12 protein-coding genes are annotated in these 19452 nt (G+C 44.8%); 1 reads left to right on the top strand and 11 read right to left on the bottom strand.

Features of this window, described 5'->3' with window-relative positions; genetic code table 11:
- From MJ612_RS04630 to MJ612_RS04605, 6 genes are all read right to left on the bottom strand, one after another.
- Positions 1 to 1410, bottom strand: coding sequence for an anthranilate synthase component I family protein (locus MJ612_RS04630; protein ID WP_187029883.1), 1410 nt, complete (start codon positions 1408 to 1410; stop codon positions 1 to 3).
- A gap of 320 nt (positions 1411 to 1730) precedes the next feature.
- Positions 1731 to 2825 carry a bifunctional histidinol-phosphatase/imidazoleglycerol-phosphate dehydratase HisB gene (gene hisB, locus MJ612_RS04625; protein ID WP_187029881.1) on the bottom strand — a complete coding sequence of 365 codons (1095 nt, stop codon included), beginning with the start codon at positions 2823 to 2825 and terminating at the stop codon, positions 1731 to 1733.
- Positions 2826 to 2892: 67 nt separating this feature from the next.
- Positions 2893 to 3948 (bottom strand): histidinol-phosphate transaminase, encoded by a 1056-nt coding sequence (hisC, locus tag MJ612_RS04620; RefSeq protein WP_187029879.1) that lies wholly within the window; start codon positions 3946 to 3948, stop codon positions 2893 to 2895.
- Positions 3949 to 5229, bottom strand: coding sequence for a histidinol dehydrogenase (gene hisD, locus MJ612_RS04615; protein ID WP_187029877.1), 1281 nt, complete (start codon positions 5227 to 5229; stop codon positions 3949 to 3951).
- A complete protein-coding gene (gene hisG, locus MJ612_RS04610; protein WP_222619601.1) occupies positions 5229 to 6080 on the bottom strand; it encodes an ATP phosphoribosyltransferase in 852 nt (283 codons plus the stop codon). The genes hisD and hisG overlap by 1 nt, the downstream gene beginning before the upstream one ends.
- 333 nt (positions 6081 to 6413) lie before the next feature.
- Positions 6414 to 11315, bottom strand: a complete 4902-nt coding sequence (locus tag MJ612_RS04605) for an HYR domain-containing protein (protein ID WP_187029875.1) — start codon at positions 11313 to 11315, stop codon at positions 6414 to 6416.
- 478 nt (positions 11316 to 11793) lie between these two features.
- On the opposite strand from MJ612_RS04605, the gene MJ612_RS04600 reads away from it, so the two are divergent.
- A complete protein-coding gene (locus MJ612_RS04600; RefSeq protein WP_187029874.1) occupies positions 11794 to 12663 on the top strand; it encodes a DUF2911 domain-containing protein in 870 nt (289 codons plus the stop codon).
- A gap of 57 nt (positions 12664 to 12720) precedes the next feature.
- Here MJ612_RS04600 and MJ612_RS04595 read toward each other — a convergent pair whose 3' ends face one another.
- From MJ612_RS04595 to mnmA, 5 genes are all read right to left on the bottom strand, one after another.
- Entirely contained in the window at positions 12721 to 15153 is a 2433-nt protein-coding gene (locus MJ612_RS04595; protein ID WP_187029872.1) for a TonB-dependent receptor, read from the bottom strand.
- A gap of 13 nt (positions 15154 to 15166) precedes the next feature.
- Positions 15167 to 15823: a ribulose-phosphate 3-epimerase gene (gene rpe / locus MJ612_RS04590; RefSeq protein WP_187029870.1), complete on the bottom strand. Its 657-nt coding sequence runs from the start codon at positions 15821 to 15823 to the stop codon at positions 15167 to 15169.
- A 68-nt stretch (positions 15824 to 15891) separates the two neighbouring features.
- Entirely contained in the window at positions 15892 to 17541 is a 1650-nt protein-coding gene (locus MJ612_RS04585) for a S8 family serine peptidase (RefSeq protein WP_187029868.1), read from the bottom strand.
- A gap of 6 nt (positions 17542 to 17547) precedes the next feature.
- Positions 17548 to 18267 carry a hypothetical protein gene (locus MJ612_RS04580; RefSeq protein WP_187029866.1) on the bottom strand — a complete coding sequence of 240 codons (720 nt, stop codon included), beginning with the start codon at positions 18265 to 18267 and terminating at the stop codon, positions 17548 to 17550.
- Entirely contained in the window at positions 18264 to 19394 is a 1131-nt protein-coding gene (mnmA, locus tag MJ612_RS04575; protein ID WP_187029864.1) for a tRNA 2-thiouridine(34) synthase MnmA, read from the bottom strand. Before mnmA ends, MJ612_RS04580 begins: the two co-directional genes overlap by 4 nt.
- Positions 19395 to 19452 lie beyond the last annotated feature (58 nt).

The following is a 19452-nucleotide window of genomic DNA, read 5'->3' as shown; positions in this document are numbered from 1 at the left end:
TTAATTTATCTCCTGTGCCAGTTGAAGCGCACGTCTTAATGCCATTAACTTATTATCTACCTCCTGCAGTTCACTCTCCGGGTTAGAAGCCGCCACAATACCGGCTCCAGCCTGGTAAAACAGCTTGTAATCTTTGCTCAGAAACGAGCGGATCATGATGGCACTGTTGAAGTTGCCGTTAAAATCCAGGAAGCCAATACAGCCACCGTAAAAAGCACGGTTAGTTGTTTCGTACTTGTCGATCAATTGCATGGCCTTGTGCTTAGGTGCTCCGGAAAGCGTACCCGCCGGAAAAGTACTGGCCACCATCTGCAGCGAATCTTCCTGGTCGTGCAATTGACCGGATACCTTAGATACCAGGTGAATGACGTGCGAGTAATACTGGATCTCGCGGAAAGTCTCTACTTCTACGCTGTGGCCGTTGCGGCTCAGGTCGTTGCGGGCAAGGTCAACCAGCATTACGTGTTCTGCATTCTCTTTAGGGTCGGCTAACAGCTTTTCAGCCAGTGCAGCATCGGCAGCGTCGTCACCGGTTCTTCTGAAAGTACCTGCAATCGGGAAAATGCTGGCCTTACCTTCTTTGATCACTAGTTGCGCCTCCGGAGAAGAACCGAAGATCTTGAAGCTGCCGTAGTCGAAGTAGAACAGGTATGGCGAAGGATTAACCGAACGAAGCGCCCGATACACATTAAACTCATCTCCCTGGAAGGCCTGCTCAAACCTTCTGGAAAGCACCAACTGAAACACATCGCCCCGGAAGCAATGCTCTTTGGCCTTCTGAATATTTTTCAAAAACCCTTCGCTGCTGATGTTGTAAGCTTCTTCTGCAGTAGTTTTGAAAGTATAGATCGGGATGTTTCGGCTGTTTAGCAGGGCCTCTAATTGCGCAATACCATCATCGTCGCTCTTATCATAGTTGTGCGAGAAAATATAGGCTTCGTTGGTGAAGTGGTTGATGGCAATGATGTAGCGATACACCGCGTAGTATAAATCCGGCAGTTGCTGGCGGTCCGGGCGGAGGTTTAGCTCGATGTCTTCGTAGTAGCGCAACGCATCGTAGTTCATATACCCGAACAGGCCGTTGTTGATGAAGTTAAACCCATTCTGCTCCACCTCAAAGCTTCGCGCAAAAGCAGCCAGTTGCGCCGGCACATTTACATCCTTTGTGATAGGCGTCTGCTTTATACTTCCATCCGGTAAAAGCTCCGTCAGTACCTCATTTTCGGCTTTTATACTTGCCATCGGGCTGCAGCAGATGTACGAGAAGCTGTTCTCTGCACCGTGGTAGTCAGAGCTTTCGAGCAGAATGCTGTTTGGGTAACGGTCGCGCAGTTTCAGGTATACACTAACCGGGGTAAGTGTATCTGCGAGCAATCGTTTATAGTTGGTTGTTATTTTATAGTTACGCATGGTTCTGGTTTGGGCTAAAAACAAAAAAGGCCTGCTGTTCAGGTGAACAGCAGGCCTTTGATACCTTTGGCTTAAGACTATACTATCTCTTCAAAAAATGCATAGCCGGGCTGTTCACGATATTTTGCGTAACGTGCCACCACCATGCAGTAAGATGAAGATTCTGGATCATGTTCAGTTTAATTTCGCAGCGCTTATAGTTGCGAAGTCACAAATGTAAGCCCCGATTTTTCAAAAGCAAACTATACTTCAGTTTTATTTTTAAGCTATTGCTTATACTTAGGTTAAAACAGACCCGCAACTACTTGTAAACTAACAAATTATAAAACCCCTTTTGTTGATGGCAAAGAATTATCGTTCAGGTTACGCTGTACCGCCATGCGTATGGCTTTGGCAAAAGCTTTAAAGATTGCTTCAATCTTGTGGTGTTCGTTTTGGCCTTCTGCTTTGATGTTCAGGTTGCATTTAGCGGTGTCGGAGAAAGATTTGAAGAAGTGGAAAAACATTTCGGTTGGCATGTCTCCTATTTTTTCGCGTTTAAATTCGGCATCCCAAACAATCCACGGCCGACCTCCAAAATCAATCGCCACCTGCGCCAGTATGTCGTCCATAGGGAGTAAAAAGCCATAGCGCGTAATACCTTTTTTGTCTCCCAACGCATTCAGGAAAGCTTCGCCCAAGGCCAGACCAGTGTCTTCTATGGTATGATGTTCGTCTATGTGCAGGTCACCTTTAACAGCTATTCTCAGGTCTACGTTTCCGTGGCGGGCCAGCTGCTCCAGCATGTGGTCGAAAAAGCCAAGGCCAGTCTTAATATCTGACTTTCCGGTTCCATCCAGGTTCAGGTCTATTTGGATATCAGTCTCGGAAGTCTGGCGGCGGACACTTGCTTTGCGCTCTGGCAGCTTCAGGAAAGTATAGATCTCGTCCCAATCGTTGGTGTTCAGGGCAGCGTCTTCGCTCTGAAAATCGGCAAGAAGTATAGCTTTTGCGCCCAGGTTTTTCGCCAGTTGTACATCAGTCAGGCGGTCGCCGATCACGTAGCTGTTCGCCAGATCATACTCTTCTTCCAGGTACTTTTTCATCATCCCGATGCCGGGCTTGCGCGTTTCCAATCCTTCGTGCTCGAAGCTGCGGTCAATCAAGATATCTTCAAACACTACGCCTTCGCTCTTTAGTATATCCAGCATCTTATTCTGATAAGGCCAGAAAGTATGTTCCGGGTAAGAGTCAGTACCAAGCCCGTCCTGGTTGGTAACCATCACAAACTCGTAATCTAGTTCGGTGTAGATCTTGTACAAATTGCGGATCACTTTCGGGATGAACTCAAACTTCTCAAAAGAATCTACCTGGTAATCGGTTTTGGGCTCGACAAGTATGGTACCGTCGCGATCTATAAATAATGCTTTTTTCATTTTATTTAATGGATGTAAGACACAAGACGTAGGACGTAAGACTGCACAAATCATGTGTCTTGTGTCTTCAATCTTGCGTCTTAAATTCTGCTATTGCCTGGTATAGTTGCTGGTTCTCGTCGGTGGTACCAACAGATATGCGCAGACAATTGTCGCAGCCGGGCACACTGGAGCGGTTACGGGTCACAATTCCCTTATTTAAAAGGTAACTATAAAGGCTATTAGCGTCAGTTACTTTTACAAGTATAAAGTTGGCATCTGAAGGATACACTTTCTCAACTATAGCCAAGGTGGGCAGAGCCGTCTCCAGCATCTGTCGTTCCTGGATAATCTCTTCGATCATATACTTCAGTTGCTCATCCTGATCAAGGGCTTTCAGGGCAAGTTCCTGGGTAGCTTCGTTTATGTTATACGGCGGCTTTATTTTGTCGAGCAGCGTAATGATCTCTTCGGAAGCGAAGGCCATACCAAGGCGCAGGCCAGCCATTCCCCATGCTTTGGAGAAAGTCTGCAGCACTACAAGGTTTGGAAAATCCTGTAGTCGGGTGGTCCAGCTTGGCTCCTCCGAAAAATCAATGTACGCTTCGTCAACTACAACCAGACCGTCAAAATTGTCAAGTATGGCTTCAATGTCTTCTGATTTAATAGAATTACCTGTCGGATTGTTGGGCGAGCAAATGAAGATGAGTTTTGTTTCAGGCTTCACATTTCTCAAAACTTCGGCCACCGGTATCTGGAAATCAGCAGTCAGCTGCACGGTATCCAGCTCCACATCGTTCAGGTTAGCCGACACTTCATACATGCCATAGGTTGGCGGTAAAAATAATGCACGGTCCTGGCCTGGGCGACAAACCATACGGAACAAAAGATCAATCGCTTCATCAGACCCATTTCCCAGGAATATCTGCGAAGGCTTCACTCCTTTTATACTTGCAATCTTACTTTTAAGCGCTTTCTGGTGCGGATCCGGGTAGCGGTTATAGTTGCTGCCGGCTAAACTGCCCAGGTTATTTTCGTTGGCATCCAGGTATACACTGGCAGTGCCTTTAAACTCATCGCGGGCCGATGCATAGGGTTTCATGCGCCATACATTCGGGCGAACTATACTTTCTAGATCAAACATTTATAGCGTCTTTAATCTGATACTTACTGCATTTTTGTGCGCCTGCAACCCTTCGGCTTCGGCCATCACTTCAATGGTTCTGCCAATGTTCTGCAAACCTTCTGTAGTGATGTGCTGGAACGTGATCTTCTTTACAAAGCTATCCAGCGACACGCCACTGTAGGCACGGGCATAGCCATTGGTTGGCAACGTATGGTTCGTACCAGACGCATAATCGCCGGCTGCTTCGGGTGTATAGTTGCCAAGGAAAACCGAGCCCGCATTTACCACGCCATTTGCTACAGTTTCCAGCTCTTTAATGGCAAGTATGAGGTGCTCTGGTGCATATAGATTCGAGAAGTCCAGCATTTGTTGTGCATTTTCCAGAACTATAGCCATGCTGTTTTCCAGTGCTTGGGCTGCTACTGCTTCTCTAGGCAGTTCCTGTAATTGTTTTTGAATTTCAGCGATTACCTCGTCAACTATAGTTTCAGAAGTACTCAGCAACACCACCTGAGAGTCTGGTCCATGTTCGGCCTGTGAAAGAAGATCTGCCGCCACAAAAGCAGGGTTAGCAGTTTCATCGGCCATCACCAATACTTCCGATGGACCAGCCGGCATATCGATAGCCACGCCTAGTTGCGCTACCAGCTGCTTCGCCATGGTTACATACTGGTTTCCGGGTCCGAATATTTTGCTCACAGCCGGCACACTTTCCGTACCAAAAGCCAGTGCTGCCACTGCCTGTGCACCACCTGCTTTCACTATAGTTTCGATGCCCAGTAAAGCAGCCGTATAGCGAATGGCCGGATGAATAGCACCTTCTTTTGATGGCGGTGTACAAAGTATAATTTGCTTACAGCCAGCTAGTTTAGCAGGCACACCCAACATCAGCAACGTAGAAAAAAGCGGTGCCGTTCCTCCCGGAATGTATAAACCTACTTTCTCGATCGCTACACTTTTACGCCAGCAGTTTACACCCGGCATCGTTTCCACTATAGGCATTTGTTCTGCCTGCTGCAAATGGAAAAGCTGAATGTTACTATAAGCCTGCAGTATCGCTTCTTTCAGTTCCGGGCTTATTTCACTTTCTGCAGATGCCAGTTCTTCGGCTGTAGCGAGTAATTGCTCCGGACGTTTGCCATCATACTTTTCTGCGAGTTGATACAAAGCTTCGTCGCCCTGCTCCTGCACCAGCTTAAAAATGCTGCGTATGGTTGGCTCCAGTTCCTGCAGATCTTTTACAGGGCGCTTTGCCAGCTCAGGCCAAACTATAGTTTCCGGGTATAGGATCTTTTTCATCAGATGATCATTTTCTCGATTGGAACAACCAGAATTCCCTGTGCCCCTGTCGCTTTCAGTTTCTCAATAATTTCCCAGAAATCGTCTTCGTTTACAACAGAGTGTAACGAGCTCCATCCCTCTTCTAACAACGGAAGTACAGTTGGTGACTTAACTCCAGGCAGCAATTCTGAGATCTCTGCTACCTTATCGTTTGGCGCGTTCAGCAAAATATACTTAGCGCGTTGGGCACGTTGCACCGCATGAATTCTGAATAAAAGCTTGTCAAGTATCTCCTGCTTTTCTCCGCTTAGTGCTTTGTTAGCGATCAGTACTGCCTGCGATTTAAATACGCGTTCCACTTCCTTCAGACCATTGCTGATAAGTGTACTGCCAGAGCTCACAATATCACAAATAGCATCAGCCAGACCTATACTTGGCGCGATCTCTACAGACCCGCTTATAGTATGAATATTGGCCTGCACCCCGCGTTCTGAAAGGTAAGACTGCAGCAAATTAGGGTAAGATGTAGCGATGTTCTTCCCGTTCAGGTCTTCTACTGAACTATAGTTATCGGCTTTAGGCACAGCCAGCGACAGACGGCATTTCGAGAAACCAAGCTCCTCTACGGTCAGGTCCTGCATGCCTTCTTCAACCAGCACATTCTGGCCAACTATACCAATATCGGCCACGCCATCGGCTACATAACCAGGTATATCATCGTCGCGGAGAAAGAGTATCTCGAGCGGAAAATTAGTTGATTCTGTTTTTAGTTTCAGGCTGCTGCTGATGAACGAGATGCCGCACTCACGGATCAGTTTAAGCGAATCATCACTGAGTCTGCCTGATTTTTGGATAGCTATACGAAGCATAAATATTATTCTGAAAATGAAAATAAAGGCGATCTATACCCTGCTTCCTGCAACGTATAAATGGGTATACACCCAACGGGGGCTATATGTTAATTGGATTCCTCTTACGAGGAATGATGGAAATGATGTATGTGCGCAGCAATACCACAAGCAAAAGTAGTTGCCGGAGTAGAAAGGATGCTATGTAACGTGGTGTTGCGCATTATGTGCTGCAAAAGTAAGCAGGATTTTTTAGTAAACTATAAAATGCAGGAAAAGTTTGAAAGGCCTAATAAAAATAAAGTGCCGGCTCCTAAAGAAACCGGCACTTTATAGTTGGTCTGATAAACAGGTTTATTTGCTAAGTAACATCTTAATTGATCTTGCCCCTGAAGGTGTTACTAATCTGGCAATGTAGATACCCTTTGAAATGTTGGTTCCATCAAATTCATATTCATACAGCTTACCAGCTTTCGCTACGCCCATGTCTACTTTTCTGATCAAAGCTCCTCGCATATCATATACTTCCAGACTATAGCTCTCCTCTCTGTCTAAACTGAAGGCTATCGTTGTTCTGTCAGTAAATGTGTTCGGGTAATTGTAGAATTTGCCTGTTTCCTGTTGGATTGTGGATGGCGTAACCAACCTGGCAGTAGTAGAGGTTGATAGAGAACCACCTTTCGCATCATGGATCACGATGGAGCCTCCGCCAATAGCTGTAGTTGCATCCGCATTATCGGCAGCACCTAACTGGTTGTCATATACAATAGCGCCACTTCGTCTGTCCCAGATCTTAATCCTGAATCTGTCGGCTTCTGCTTTACCTTTAAGATTACCGTCAATTACAGAAACCATGAAAGCATAGTTATCATTACCATTTACACTTCCTACACCTTTATACATCGCTTTGTAGCCTGCAACAACCAAGGTCATTGCATCGTGTGCAGAGCTCTTAAAGTGCAGATCACCTGCTTTGAACTGGAATTCTGTGTTACCATCCACTTCAGTTGAGCCTTTTTTATACTTGGCATTGAAACCGAAGTTAGCTTTACCAACAAGCGTAGGATTGGCTACATAAGCACCCGGAGGTGAATCAATCCAGCCACCGCCAGTCACAAATCCACCGTTAGGATCAAATACAACTACATAGTTAAACTGAGTTGAAGTGCTTTCACCGCAATGATCTTTAACTGTGAGTCCTACAGTATAAACGCCAGGTTGCGCATACTTATAAGTAGCTGAAATTGGGGAACCAGTTATTGCTTGCGTAGTGGTAGCTCCATTACCCCAATCCCAGGTTGCAGATGCTATGTTCTCATCGGTGAATGATGCCTTAAGTGTTACATCTGAGCCAAGCTGAATTGGAGAAACCGGACCGGTAATAACCAAATTGGATGGTGCAGCATTTTGAATAGTTACAGTAAAGCTTTGAGTAGTCTTGTTACCGGCTTCATCAGAGGCTTCGTAAGTTACTGTTGTTGTTCCTACAGGGAATGTAGCTCCTGAACTAAGACCGGCTGTCATTTCCGGAGTAACATTTGAGCAGTTATCAGAAGCTGACATAGTATAGTTAACTACTGCACCACACTTACCCGGATCTGTAGAGACTACAATATTTGCTGGGGCAGTAACCACCGGAGCTTCATCGTCAGTTACCGTTACTAACAGTTGGTCAGTAGCTGTGTTGCCAGCTGCGTCAGTAGCAGTATAAGTAATTGTAGTTACACCACTGTTGAAAGTATAGGTACCTATTTGCCCGTTACCATTGCCAGTTGTTGCGCCAGTCATTTCCCAACTAAGCTGGCTGCCAGCACAGTTATCGCTGAATGTAGCATCAGGAATGGCAATTCTTGCCGTGCAAGCACCGGAATCGGTGCCAGATGTCTGGTCTGAGCCTGCTACCACTATTGGATTTGTAATATCCTGAGCTGTTAGTACTACCTCATCTGTATCGGTATTTCCGGCAGCATCTGTGGCCGTTACCAGAACAGCGATCTGTTCGCCATCAGTGGCGTTTACTACAGTGCCAGCTACCGGAGCTTGCGTTATAGTTGTGCCCTGGCAGTTATCAGTAGCCGAACCAGTCACATCCGGAACAACTATAGAGCAGCTGGCACCTAATTCTACATTCTGGTCAGCAGCTGCGGTCAGAACCGGAGCTGTTACATCCTGGGCTGTCAGCGTCACTTGATCGGTCGAGCTATTTCCTGCCACGTCAGTAGCAGTTACGGTCACAATTATTTGCTGACCATCAACAGCCGCTACTGTTGTACCTGCAACAGGAGACTGGGTAATGGTTGCAGCAGAACAGTTATCAGTGGCAGTGCCTCTAACATCAGGTATAATTACTGAGCAATTTTCACCTAAGGTAACTTCCTGATCGGCAGCGGCTGTAAGTACCGGAGCAGTTTCGTCTACAACAGTAACTACCTGCGTAGCGGTAGCAGTTAAGCCAGCCGCGTCAGTTACTGTCCAGATTACCTGGGTCTCGCCTAGCGGGAAGCTAGAAGGAGCATTGTTCGATACTGAAGCAACTGAGCAATTATCGACTGTAGTTGGTGTTCCTAGTGCTACATTTGAGGCTCGGCAGGAAGCGTCCGCTGCTACTTCAACATCGGCCGGTGCTGTTATAGTTGGAGCTTGTATATCATTAACCGTAACTGTTTGCGTTACCGGAGTGGCTGCATTGCCATTCGCATCGGTTGCATTCCAGGTTATAGTTGTAGTACCTACCGGATACTGCGCGTCTAAAGCTGCTCCGTCATCTCTTGTTCCTGTAACTGGGTTAGCTTCGCAGTTATCAGTAACTTCAGGGGCAGTTATAGTTAGAGTAGCGCTGCATTGGTCTGCGTCTGCTGGCGCAGTTACAGGCTCAACAGCAGCTATTACCGGCGCAGTTACGTCATCTACAATCACATGTTGAGTAGCAGTAATTGTATTGCCATTGCCATCATTAAATGTCCAGGTGATGGTATAAGTGCCCTGCTCATTGTAAGTGGTTGGACTAGTAGTGGTACCAGTTATAGTTCCCGCACAGTTATCGGTTGTTGTTGGAGCGGTCACGGTTACGGAGCACTCGCCTGTAGCATCAGCCAAAACAGGTGCCACAGGGGCTGTCACATCATCAACTATAACTTGCTGAGTAGCAGTTGAAGTATTTCCGTTACCATCGTTAAAAGACCATGTAATGGTGTATTCACCCTGCTGTGTGTAGGTCAGCGGATCTGAAGTTGTGCCGGTAATTGTACCACCGCAATTGTCCTGAGCAGTTGGCGCATCAGTAACAGTTACAGAACATTCACCTCTGGCAGCAAGTATAGTTGGTGCTGCTGGTGCAGTATTATCCACCACTGTTACGATCTGTGTAGCGGTGGTCGTTAAGCCAGCCGCGTCAGTTACTGTCCAGTTTACCCGGTTTTCTCCTAAAATATAGGTTGCTGGTGCGTTGTTAGTTACAGAAGCTACTGTGCAATTATCGGCTGTTGTTGGCGTACCCAATGCTACATCAGAGGCCTGGCAGGAAGCATTTGCTGAGACCTGCACATCTGCTGGTGCTGTAATAGTTGGTGCCGTTAAGTCCTGTGCTGTAAGTGTTACGGTTGCATCATCGGTATTACCTGCAGCATCGGTAGCAGTAATATTTACACTGATCTGTTGACCATCTGCAGCTTTCACTACTGCGCCAATAGCTGGAGTTTGCGTGATAGTCACACTTTGGCAGTTATCAGTAGCTGTACCTCTCACATCCGGGATAATAACCGAACAGTTATCGTTCAATGCTACTTCCTGATTCTCAGCTGCTGTTAGTTCAGGTGCTGTAACATCATCCACAATCACTTGTTGGGTCTGAGTTGTGGTATTGCCATTGCCGTCAGCAAAGGTCCAGGTAATTGTATAGGTACCTTGCTCTGTATAAGTTGTAGGATTGGTAGTTGTACCAGTAATGGTGCCTGCACAGTTGTCTGTTGTAGTTGGAGCTGTTACTGTAACGGAGCACTCACCTGTGGCAGCAGCTATAGTTGGCGTTGCTGGAGGAGTGTTATCTTCAACTGTTACTACAACAGGATCAGATGCAGCAGAAGAACAGCCATTTGATGTTACAACAACTGTATAAGATCCACTCTCACTTGCTGTAAATGATTGGTTCGTTGCTCCAGAAATAACAGTTCGGTTCCTATACCATTGATTTCCACTTGAGGTAGAAGAAGTTAATATAACAGAACTACCTGGACATACAGTCGTGTTTGATTCAGCCGTAATTGTTGGTGTAGCAGGAGTTTCATTTACCGTTACTGCAACAGTAGTTCTGGCGCTTTCGCAGTTGTTGGTAGTCTGGCTAACGTAGTAGTTACCGCTTGCAAGAGCAGTTGTTGAAGCTAAAGCAGTTCCACCGTTCTCAGATGTATACCACTGCAGGTTAGAACCAGTAGCCGTTAGATCAGCAACAGTTGGTTCATCTGCTGAACAGAAAGCTTGAGGAGAAGGCGCTGATGGAGCATTTGGAGTGGGGTTCACAATTAACGTACCAGTTGCAATAGCAAAATCTAGAGCAGTGTTACAATTACCTGAGCTTGTATTAAAAGCTTTCACAGTGAAAATGTAAGTCCCAGCTTGAGTACTCGATGTAGTTGTTAAAGTTAAGGTTGTCGCAGGAAAATCAGCTTGTCCAGTTGAACTTACAGTTGTTGGATCAAATGAAGAAGTTACCCCTGATGGAAGTCCTGTAATACAGAATCCAACTGTGGTATTACCATTTGAGCCTTGTGCGGATCCACGGGTTGGGTCAACTATATAAGTCACGGTACTGGTATTACTACCTGTAGGTATGCAGGTTTCTCTTATAATTGGGGAAATGGTAACAGATCCTACCCTCGGTGCATCGGTAAAAATATGCGTGGTAGTATAACCACTTTGTTTACCGACGGCAACAACCGTGAATTTAACACCTAAATGCCGCCATTCAATTGGATAATCAATTCTCCAAGTACCATTTGAATCAACAGTTACTTCATATTTATGAAAATCCGGGTAATCCGGTTCTTCCTTTAATTCTACATAAACAATTTGGTCTTGCGTCCAACCATAACCAGTAATATGTGCAGTATCGCCAGGATAGTAATCCTCTTTATCAGAGGTTACTGAGGGTTGATATATGTCTAGTGCACTTACTCCTATAATAGATAAAGTGGCGATGAACGTTGCGAGATACAATACCCGCCATTTAAAATTTTGATTTAGTAGAGTTCTAACATTCATATGATAGAGGGTTAATTTATAGTTACTTTTTCTCCAGTTTATCTCGCTACAGGCAGCCTATAGCGCAACATTAGGGCAAAGTTTACCTGCAACAGTTTAAGAAGTAAACCTGAATAATATGTACTTGTCTATTTACAAGACTAGCACTTTGTACAATAAGATGTTTTAGTAATTTATAATGAAGGGTTTATAATAATTTCAGATATTATACAAATAAAATAAGAAAAAGTTGTATTAAGTTCAGGTGAGGCTATATAAAATGTAGAAGGAGTTATTAGGATTGTAAACAGATGGAAATGGCAAGTGAACAATTTCTTTAAATTAAAATTATGCTATCATCTTTTGTAACAGAATATTAGGTATAGCAGGAAGTTTGGAGGTTATGATTTACCTTTGTAATTCTTTAAGTAAAACTCATAAATGGCAAGGTTTTTCGGGTTAATATAGTAGCTCCGAAAACTTTAAATATTCATTACCCATGAAAAGGTACCTGTTAAGTCTACTGTTTCTACTATATATACTTAGTACCTGCAATATTGCATCTGCTCAGGTAAGATTACCACAGCCTAGCCCGGCAGCAGAAATCAAACAAACCATTGGTCTAACTGATATTTCTATCCGTTACCATGCGCCCGGTGTTAAAGGCCGAAAGATATTTGGAGGATTAGTGCCTTATGGCAAATTATGGCGGGCCGGTGCCAACGAAGCTACTCTCATCACCTTTACCGATGAATTGTTCCTGAACCACGAACGTGTGCCTGCCGGAACATATTCTTTCTTTATACTTCCGGAAAGCGACAGTGTATGGAATGTGGTTTTAAACCGCGATACAACCTTATGGGGATTAGAAGGTTACGACGAACTGCAGGATGTAGCTTATGTTAGGGTAAACCCTAAGAAAGTACCACACCACGAAACCATGCAGTTCAGCTTTTCTGATATCGGCATGAACACTGGTTACCTGAACCTTACCTGGGAAACTTCGCAGATCTCGTTGCGCATTGAAACTGAGATCGAGAAAAAAGCGCTTGCAAACATAGAAGAAGCTTTGAAGAAAGCTGCTCCTGATGACTGGTATATCTGGGCACAATGCGCTGATTATATGGTAGCGCGTAAAGAACTTCACCAGAAAGCACTTGAACTGATAAACAAATCGATCTCTATCAAAGAAACATTCTTTAATAACTGGGTTAAGGCAAAGCTTTATGCTTTAAATAAAGAATACGAAATGGCTGCAGATTTAACAGCTAAAGCTATAAAACTCGGGAAGGAAGAACCAGAAAGTTATCAGACATATGCCCAGGATATTGAGAATGCTTACAATTCCTGGAAAAAACGTAAAATGTAAGGATGTTACTTAAAGAGCCTCAGCAATGAAGGCTCCTTTTTATTGCTTTTATACTTGCTAGAATTTAGCAACAAAACGGACGTTCAGGCGACGACCAGTTAGATAATTAGGAACAGCATACGTTATCCCATTCATATCATTTACATAAGTATAAGATACTCTGTTATTGGCATCTATAATATTCAGCACTTCCAATCCTATCCATAAACTTTCTAAAGCGAACCTGTTTTTATCCAGCAAGTCGTTTTCCATCACCAGCACTTTTGAGAAACCTATGTCAATGCGTTTGTAGGATTTGCCTGAAAATGAGCTTCTAAACTCAGGTTGGCGGGGCGGCCCAAATGGCAAACCGCTTCCATACACAAGGTTCAAGTACATTCTTATAGTAGGGTTGTCAGGTAAATGGTCCTGAAAAAATACACCAATATTTACCAGTTGGTCCGATGGCCTTCTGATGTAGCCTTGTTCCACTCTGCCCGTTTCCTGCCCTTCTGCACCATAAACATTCACAGAATCACCCTGCACATCTTCTTTAGTGGTAAGTAAGCCCAGGCTAAACCAAGATTCTGCTCCTTTTATAAACTCTCCGTTTACCCGAACATCCAGACCTGCAGCATATGCTTTCGCATTGTTCAGGGCATAGTATCGCAGCCGCACGTTATCAATGTCATACGGCACTACATTTGTCAGATGTTTATAGTATAGCTCTGTGGTAAGTTTAAAATCACGGTTCCAGGCTTTGAATAGGTAATCGCTACCCACTATGGCATGTACAGATTTCTGCGCCTTCAGCTCTTTGTTGACTGTACCTTCAAAATTGCGGAGTTCTCGGTAAAATGGTGGCTGGTAATACACACCCAATGCCGCTTTAAAGGATAGATCAGGATTATGTTTTGTAATAAATGAATACTGTACCCGTGGTGAGAAAAGCCATTCCCCGTTCAGGTCCCAGTAACTCGCACGTACACCATAAGTAAGGGTCTTAAGCGTATCCAGATCAAATGAGTGCTGCAGGTAAGCGTTATAACGAAGAGTATTCTGATTAAATCCGGATTGTAAAGTATACGTTTGGGAAACGTAATCCGCAGAGTCAGTAAATCCGTACTCATCCAGCTCATCCTCTATCTTCTCTGATCCTACTTTTACCCCGAACTGCAATTGATTGCGCTGATTGAGCTGCCATGTATTTCTTAATTCTGCGGTAAATATTCGGGCTAACAAGGCATTTCGGGCATGATTAAATTCGCTGCCAACCCCCAGCACCATCTGGCATTCTTCAAAATTACCGCTGTTATCCATTTCACAGATCCGGTAGCCGGCTTCTATATCCCTAAATTCCCGCTCCCGAGACTCTACTCCTGAAAGTATAAGCTCCGAAGTATAGCCTGATGTAAACTGGTGGGCCAGGTTCACTCCGGCCTGGTACGTGTTATAATTCATTTTCTCACGGCCATCAAAACCTACATAAAGCCGTAAAGGCACCTGTCGTGTACCAAATGTAGTAACTCTGGATTCCGGGATTACAAGAAAATCGTTATTGGCATAACTGGTAAGTATACCAAGTGTAGTTTTGCCGGCCTGTTCCGCTCCTTTACTTAAATCTAAACTTACATAGGCCTGCGCATCACTGAATTTAGGTTTATACTCTCCATCAGTTTGCAGGCTTTGCAGCATATACTGGCCGTTTTTGTGGCGCACCCCCAGCAAGTAAGAGACCTTCCTGTTTTTAGAACCATTTTCTAAGTGAATTGCGCCGCCGGTCAGGCTACCGGTAATAGTTGCAGCAAAAGTGGTGGGTCTTCTGTAAGCTATACTTAACACCGACGAAAGCTTATCGCCATACTCAGGTTGCCAGCCACCGGAAGAAAATTCAATATTGTCAACCAGGTCCGGATTTACAAAGCTCAAGCCTTCCTGCTGTGCATTGCTCACCAGAAACGGGCGGTATATTTCAATGCCATTCACATACACCAGGTTCTCGTCATAATTACCGCCACGAACAGAATATGTACTTGAAAGCTCGTTGTTGCTGCTTACGCCTGGAAGTGTGACCAGTATCTTATTGAAGTCGCCATAAGCTGAAGGCAGATTCTTGGTTAGGCGTGGGTCTAATGTAGTGGTGCTGGCTTGCTCTCTTGTATCACTATCGCGTTTTCCCTGTACCTGAACCGTATTAAGTTGTTTAGGATCAGGCTCCAGGGTAAGTTGTAAGGTTATAGTTTCACCTGTCGCTACTTCTACCTTACGTATCAGCTCTTTGTAGCCAAGGTATCGCACAACCACCTCCAGTTGCTGATTTGCAGGCACCTGAAGTATAAAGTCACCTGTGGGGTTTGTCTGCTTACCGATAGATGTTCCTTTGATGCCAACTGTAGCCAGCTCAAGAGGTTTATTATCGGGCGTACGAACAGTACCTTTTATAGTACCCTGTTGAGCCAGCGTACCCAGCGGCAAAAGCAATATCCACCATACCGACAGGTACTTCAGCATCAGGTTTAAACTATTATTTAGATACGTGCTTCAGGTTGGCAATAGTGCCTAATGGATCAGCGGCTGAGAACACAAAGCTGCCAGCAACTAAAACATCAGCTCCACTATTTAAAAGCTGTGGTGCATTCTGCTGGTTTACGCCACCATCAATTTCAATAAGCGCCTGAGAATTACGCTGTATGATCAGGTTCTTTAAAGCTTCTGTTTTACGATATGTGTTTTCAATAAACTTCTGGCCACCAAAGCCAGGGTTCACAGACATCAGGCAAACCAGGTCCAGGTCAGCGATAATATCTTCCAGCAGCGTTACAGAAGTATGCGGGTTTACAGCTACTCCGGCCTTGGCACCTGTCGCTTTGATCTGCTGAATGGTACGGTGCAGGTGGTTGCAGGCTTCGATATGTACTGAAATAACGTCTGCACCTGCTGCACGGAACTGCTCAATGTATAATTCCGGCTCTACGATCATCAGGTGCACATCCATTGGCTTCTGGGCATGCTTTTTTATAGCCTGCATTACCGGAAAGCCAAAGGAGATATTCGGCACGAAACGGCCGTCCATAATATCGATGTGCAGCCAGTCAGCCTGGCTTTTGTTAAGCATTTCTACTTCCGATTGCAGGTTTGCGAAATCAGAAGCTAGTACAGAAGGGGCAATTAGAGGTCTCATGCCGGCAAAGGTATAGATTTATCAATAAGATTTAAATTTATACTTGACTACATGGGCAAGTATAAACCCTATAATTTAACGAACCGTACGGTAGTAATCTGTTTACCGGAACTTATGCGGCAAAGGTAAACGCCTTTCTGAAGCGCCAGTGGCTGCAAATCCAGGGTTTGCCGTTCTAGGTTAGGTTGCAACTGTTTCTTCAGGATTAACTTTCCTGTTGTATCCAGTAGCTGTAGTTCCGCTCGTTGATTTGTCCAGGGCTCAGATAATAATAGCACGAGTTCATTACCGGTTACCGGGTTTACTACCATCACTCCATTGTTGCTGCCTGGTGTGGGTAATCCGGTAACGGTACGGCTATAGTTAGGAATGCCATACCCAAGTGTGTTGTTCGGAGCTCCGGAAAGATGCCCTAGCTGACGGATAAACTGGATGATCTCATAATTGGACCGGGTTTGATAAGCCTGCCACAGGGAAGCTGCAAAACCAGCCATGATTGGCCCGGAAAAAGAAGTACCATTGCTCTTGACAATATTGCCAGCTGTATTAAGAACATAAACACTGGCTCCCATTGCTACTACATCAGGTTTGATTCTGCCATCTGCAGCTGGCCCACGGGAACTGAACGAAGCAACTGTACCCAGCGAATCAACAGCACCAACGGTGAGTACAGAATCGGCATCGGCAGGTGCGGTAACGTATTGCCAGGCTTTATTACCTTCGTTTCCGGCACTTACTACTACTAACATACCAGTGGCAGCAGCAAAGTCGGCAGCTTTCGTAACTATAGCTGTGTTCCCATCCATCTGGTCGTAAGTATAACTTACGGATGGAGCATCAAATACAGAATAACCAAGAGAGGAGTTGATCACATCGGCTCCGGCACTATCGGCGTACTCAGCAGCAAGCAACCAGTTTACTTCTTCTATGTTATGTTCGGTAGCGGCATCTTCGGTACGTAGCAGCAGGTAGTTTGCTTTGTAAGCTGTTCCGATCATTAAACCGGGAGCATACGCTGCCATTGTCGAGAGCACCATAGTACCATGCGAATTAGCACTAAAAGCGTTCTTCTTTTTCTCAACAAAATCATAGGTACCTGCTATTCGGTTTTCCTGAAAAAGGTGCGCAAAAGCAGGAATTGAGTTTACAGCAGGAAATCCCGCATCAAAAACGGCTATGGTCATTCCTTCTCCATGAAAACCAGCTTCGTGCAGATCAGTAACACCTAACATCTCTGCCTGATGAAATGTCTTTCCGTAGTCTTTATCTTCCAGGGAAGGTCCGGTAGCTTCAGATGTTACCCTAAGATCATACTTTATACTTGTTACTGCTTTTTCTGAGGAAGATGACAGCCGGTTCAGGGCTCTGGTACCTTTTATGAAAGGCAGTGAGTTAATTTCGGTGAGCTGCGTTTGCGTAGCCCGTATGACAACTGCATTAAACCAGCGGGAAGTATACCATACTTCAATTCCTTTGCTTTTTATACTTTGTACATAGGCTGGGTCTACAGGCAGATCTCTGGTTGTAACCGGTATTTGCTGGCGTAGTCGGCGGGCAATAGATTTTGTGCTTAAAAATTGCTCCGGATGTTGAATAGAATAAGGGGTATTGTTTTTATCTGCAAGGTAAATCAGGTACTTCTTAGGCTCATCAGTCTGCCGGGCATGCAGCATGCCAAAGCAAAAATAAAGCAGCGTAAGCAGTAACAGCTTTTGCATAATGGTTTATAGTTTACCGTACTCGATCAGTACTTCGTGGCGCTCATGACCGTCCAGAATATAATCCTCCCCTTCGTCAGGGCATTCTTCGGTATCACAGGTATCAAAAACCTTGCGGTTAAACAAGCGGTAAATTTTACCGATACCCCGGGCATATACTTCTTTACGGTCATCAAAGTTAATTACGGTATTCAGCGGTTCGCCCTGAATAACTGTAACAGTGCTATCATATACCAGTTCATCTAAGGTATAAGGCTGATCAAGGCCTGCATAGGTATGTTTCTCCCGCTCATCGTCATTCACATAATTATTGTTGAATGCATCAGCCTCCCAGGTTTTGCCATTTTTTACCGGGAATACCAGCTTTACATACTTTGTGTTATCCTTAGTAAGTATAACGCTGCTGTTGTTCTTGGTTACAACCATTACAGAATCATCCACCCATACGCTTTCAGCATTTGGCCTTACAGAGCGGATAATTTTATAAGTGAGGGTGTTTGTCTGATCCAGAAAAGAATCGGCTACCCACTCACGCATCTGGAAGCGGGTTTCTGTTGGCTTGTTGTTCTGGTAATGTATGTCAGTTACATCGTAGATCTTATAATCGCCTACCTCTAACGGATAAAAGTTGAGGCCACGGGCAACCGGATCAGGTGTAACATCGCTTTCGTCGCAGCTAACTACAACGAAAGCGAGTACAAACCAGCACAACAATTTTTTTATCATGATGGGAGAACGTCTAAAGTATAGTCGAGGTTATAGTTCGTTTCAATCCATCCGCCACCAACTACATCATCGCCTTCATAGAATACGGCAGCCTGACCAGGAGCAATCGCGTGAACGCCGTGCAGGAAATGAACTTTCATTTTATCTCCTTCCTGTTCAATGATCGCATCAGTACCCGGGTCGTTATAACGTACCTTAGTTATAGTTGGTATTGGCCTGTCAATCAAGTTCTCATACTTCACCATGTTCAGTTTACCCACTGTCATGGCGTTTTTAGCCAGATCTTCAAAGTTACCTAATACCACACGGTTCAGGTCTTTTTCGATGCGGGTAACATATGCCGGAAAACCCAGCGCTACCCCAAGGCCTTTACGCTGACCTATCGTATAAAACGGATAACCTTCATGCTTGCCTACTACTGTACCATCTTCCAGCACAAATTCGCCACCGGCAACCTGCTCTTCCAGGCCTTCAATACGGCGTTTCAGGAAGCCACGGTAATCGTTGTCAGGTATAAAGCAGATTTCGTAAGACTCAGGTTTGTTTACAAGTTCGGTAAAACCACGGTCCATGGCCATCTGGCGAATTTCTGATTTACGTAAACCACCTAACGGGAAAATAGTACGACTTAAGCTTTTCTGAGAAATTCCCCATAACGCATAAGACTGATCTTTGTTCTCATCCAGGCCTTTAGAGATCACATAACGGCCATTTTCTTCCCGAATCTTGGCATAATGCCCTGTTGCTATAAAATCGCAGCCCAACTGGTCAGCACGACGAAGCAAGGCATCCCATTTAATGTGCGTATTGCAAAGCACACATGGGTTAGGTGTACGACCGGCCAGGTATTCATCTGTAAAATGATTGATCACAAAATCGCCAAACTCTTCACGGATATCAATAATATAATGCGGGAAACCTAATTGTACCGCTATGTTACGGGCATCGTTGATAGAATCAAGGGAGCAGCAGCCAGTTTCTTTTTTGTTACCGCCGCTTGAGGCATAATCCCAGGTTTTCATGGTCATACCAACCACTTCGTATCCTTGCTCGTGTAACATTACTGCTGCTACAGAACTATCGATACCGCCGCTCATGGCAACTAAAACCCTTCCTAATTTACTCATGTATGTAAGGTACTAAAAATACTACTTCTTTAAATTTTGATACAAATATAGCAACAAC

Origin of the sequence: Pontibacter deserti (assembly GCF_023630255.1) — a bacterium.
GTDB classification, from domain to species: Bacteria; Bacteroidota; Bacteroidia; order Cytophagales; family Hymenobacteraceae; genus Pontibacter; species Pontibacter deserti.
Note: the sequence above shows the minus strand (reverse complement) of the source record. Positions and strands in the feature narration are given on the sequence as shown.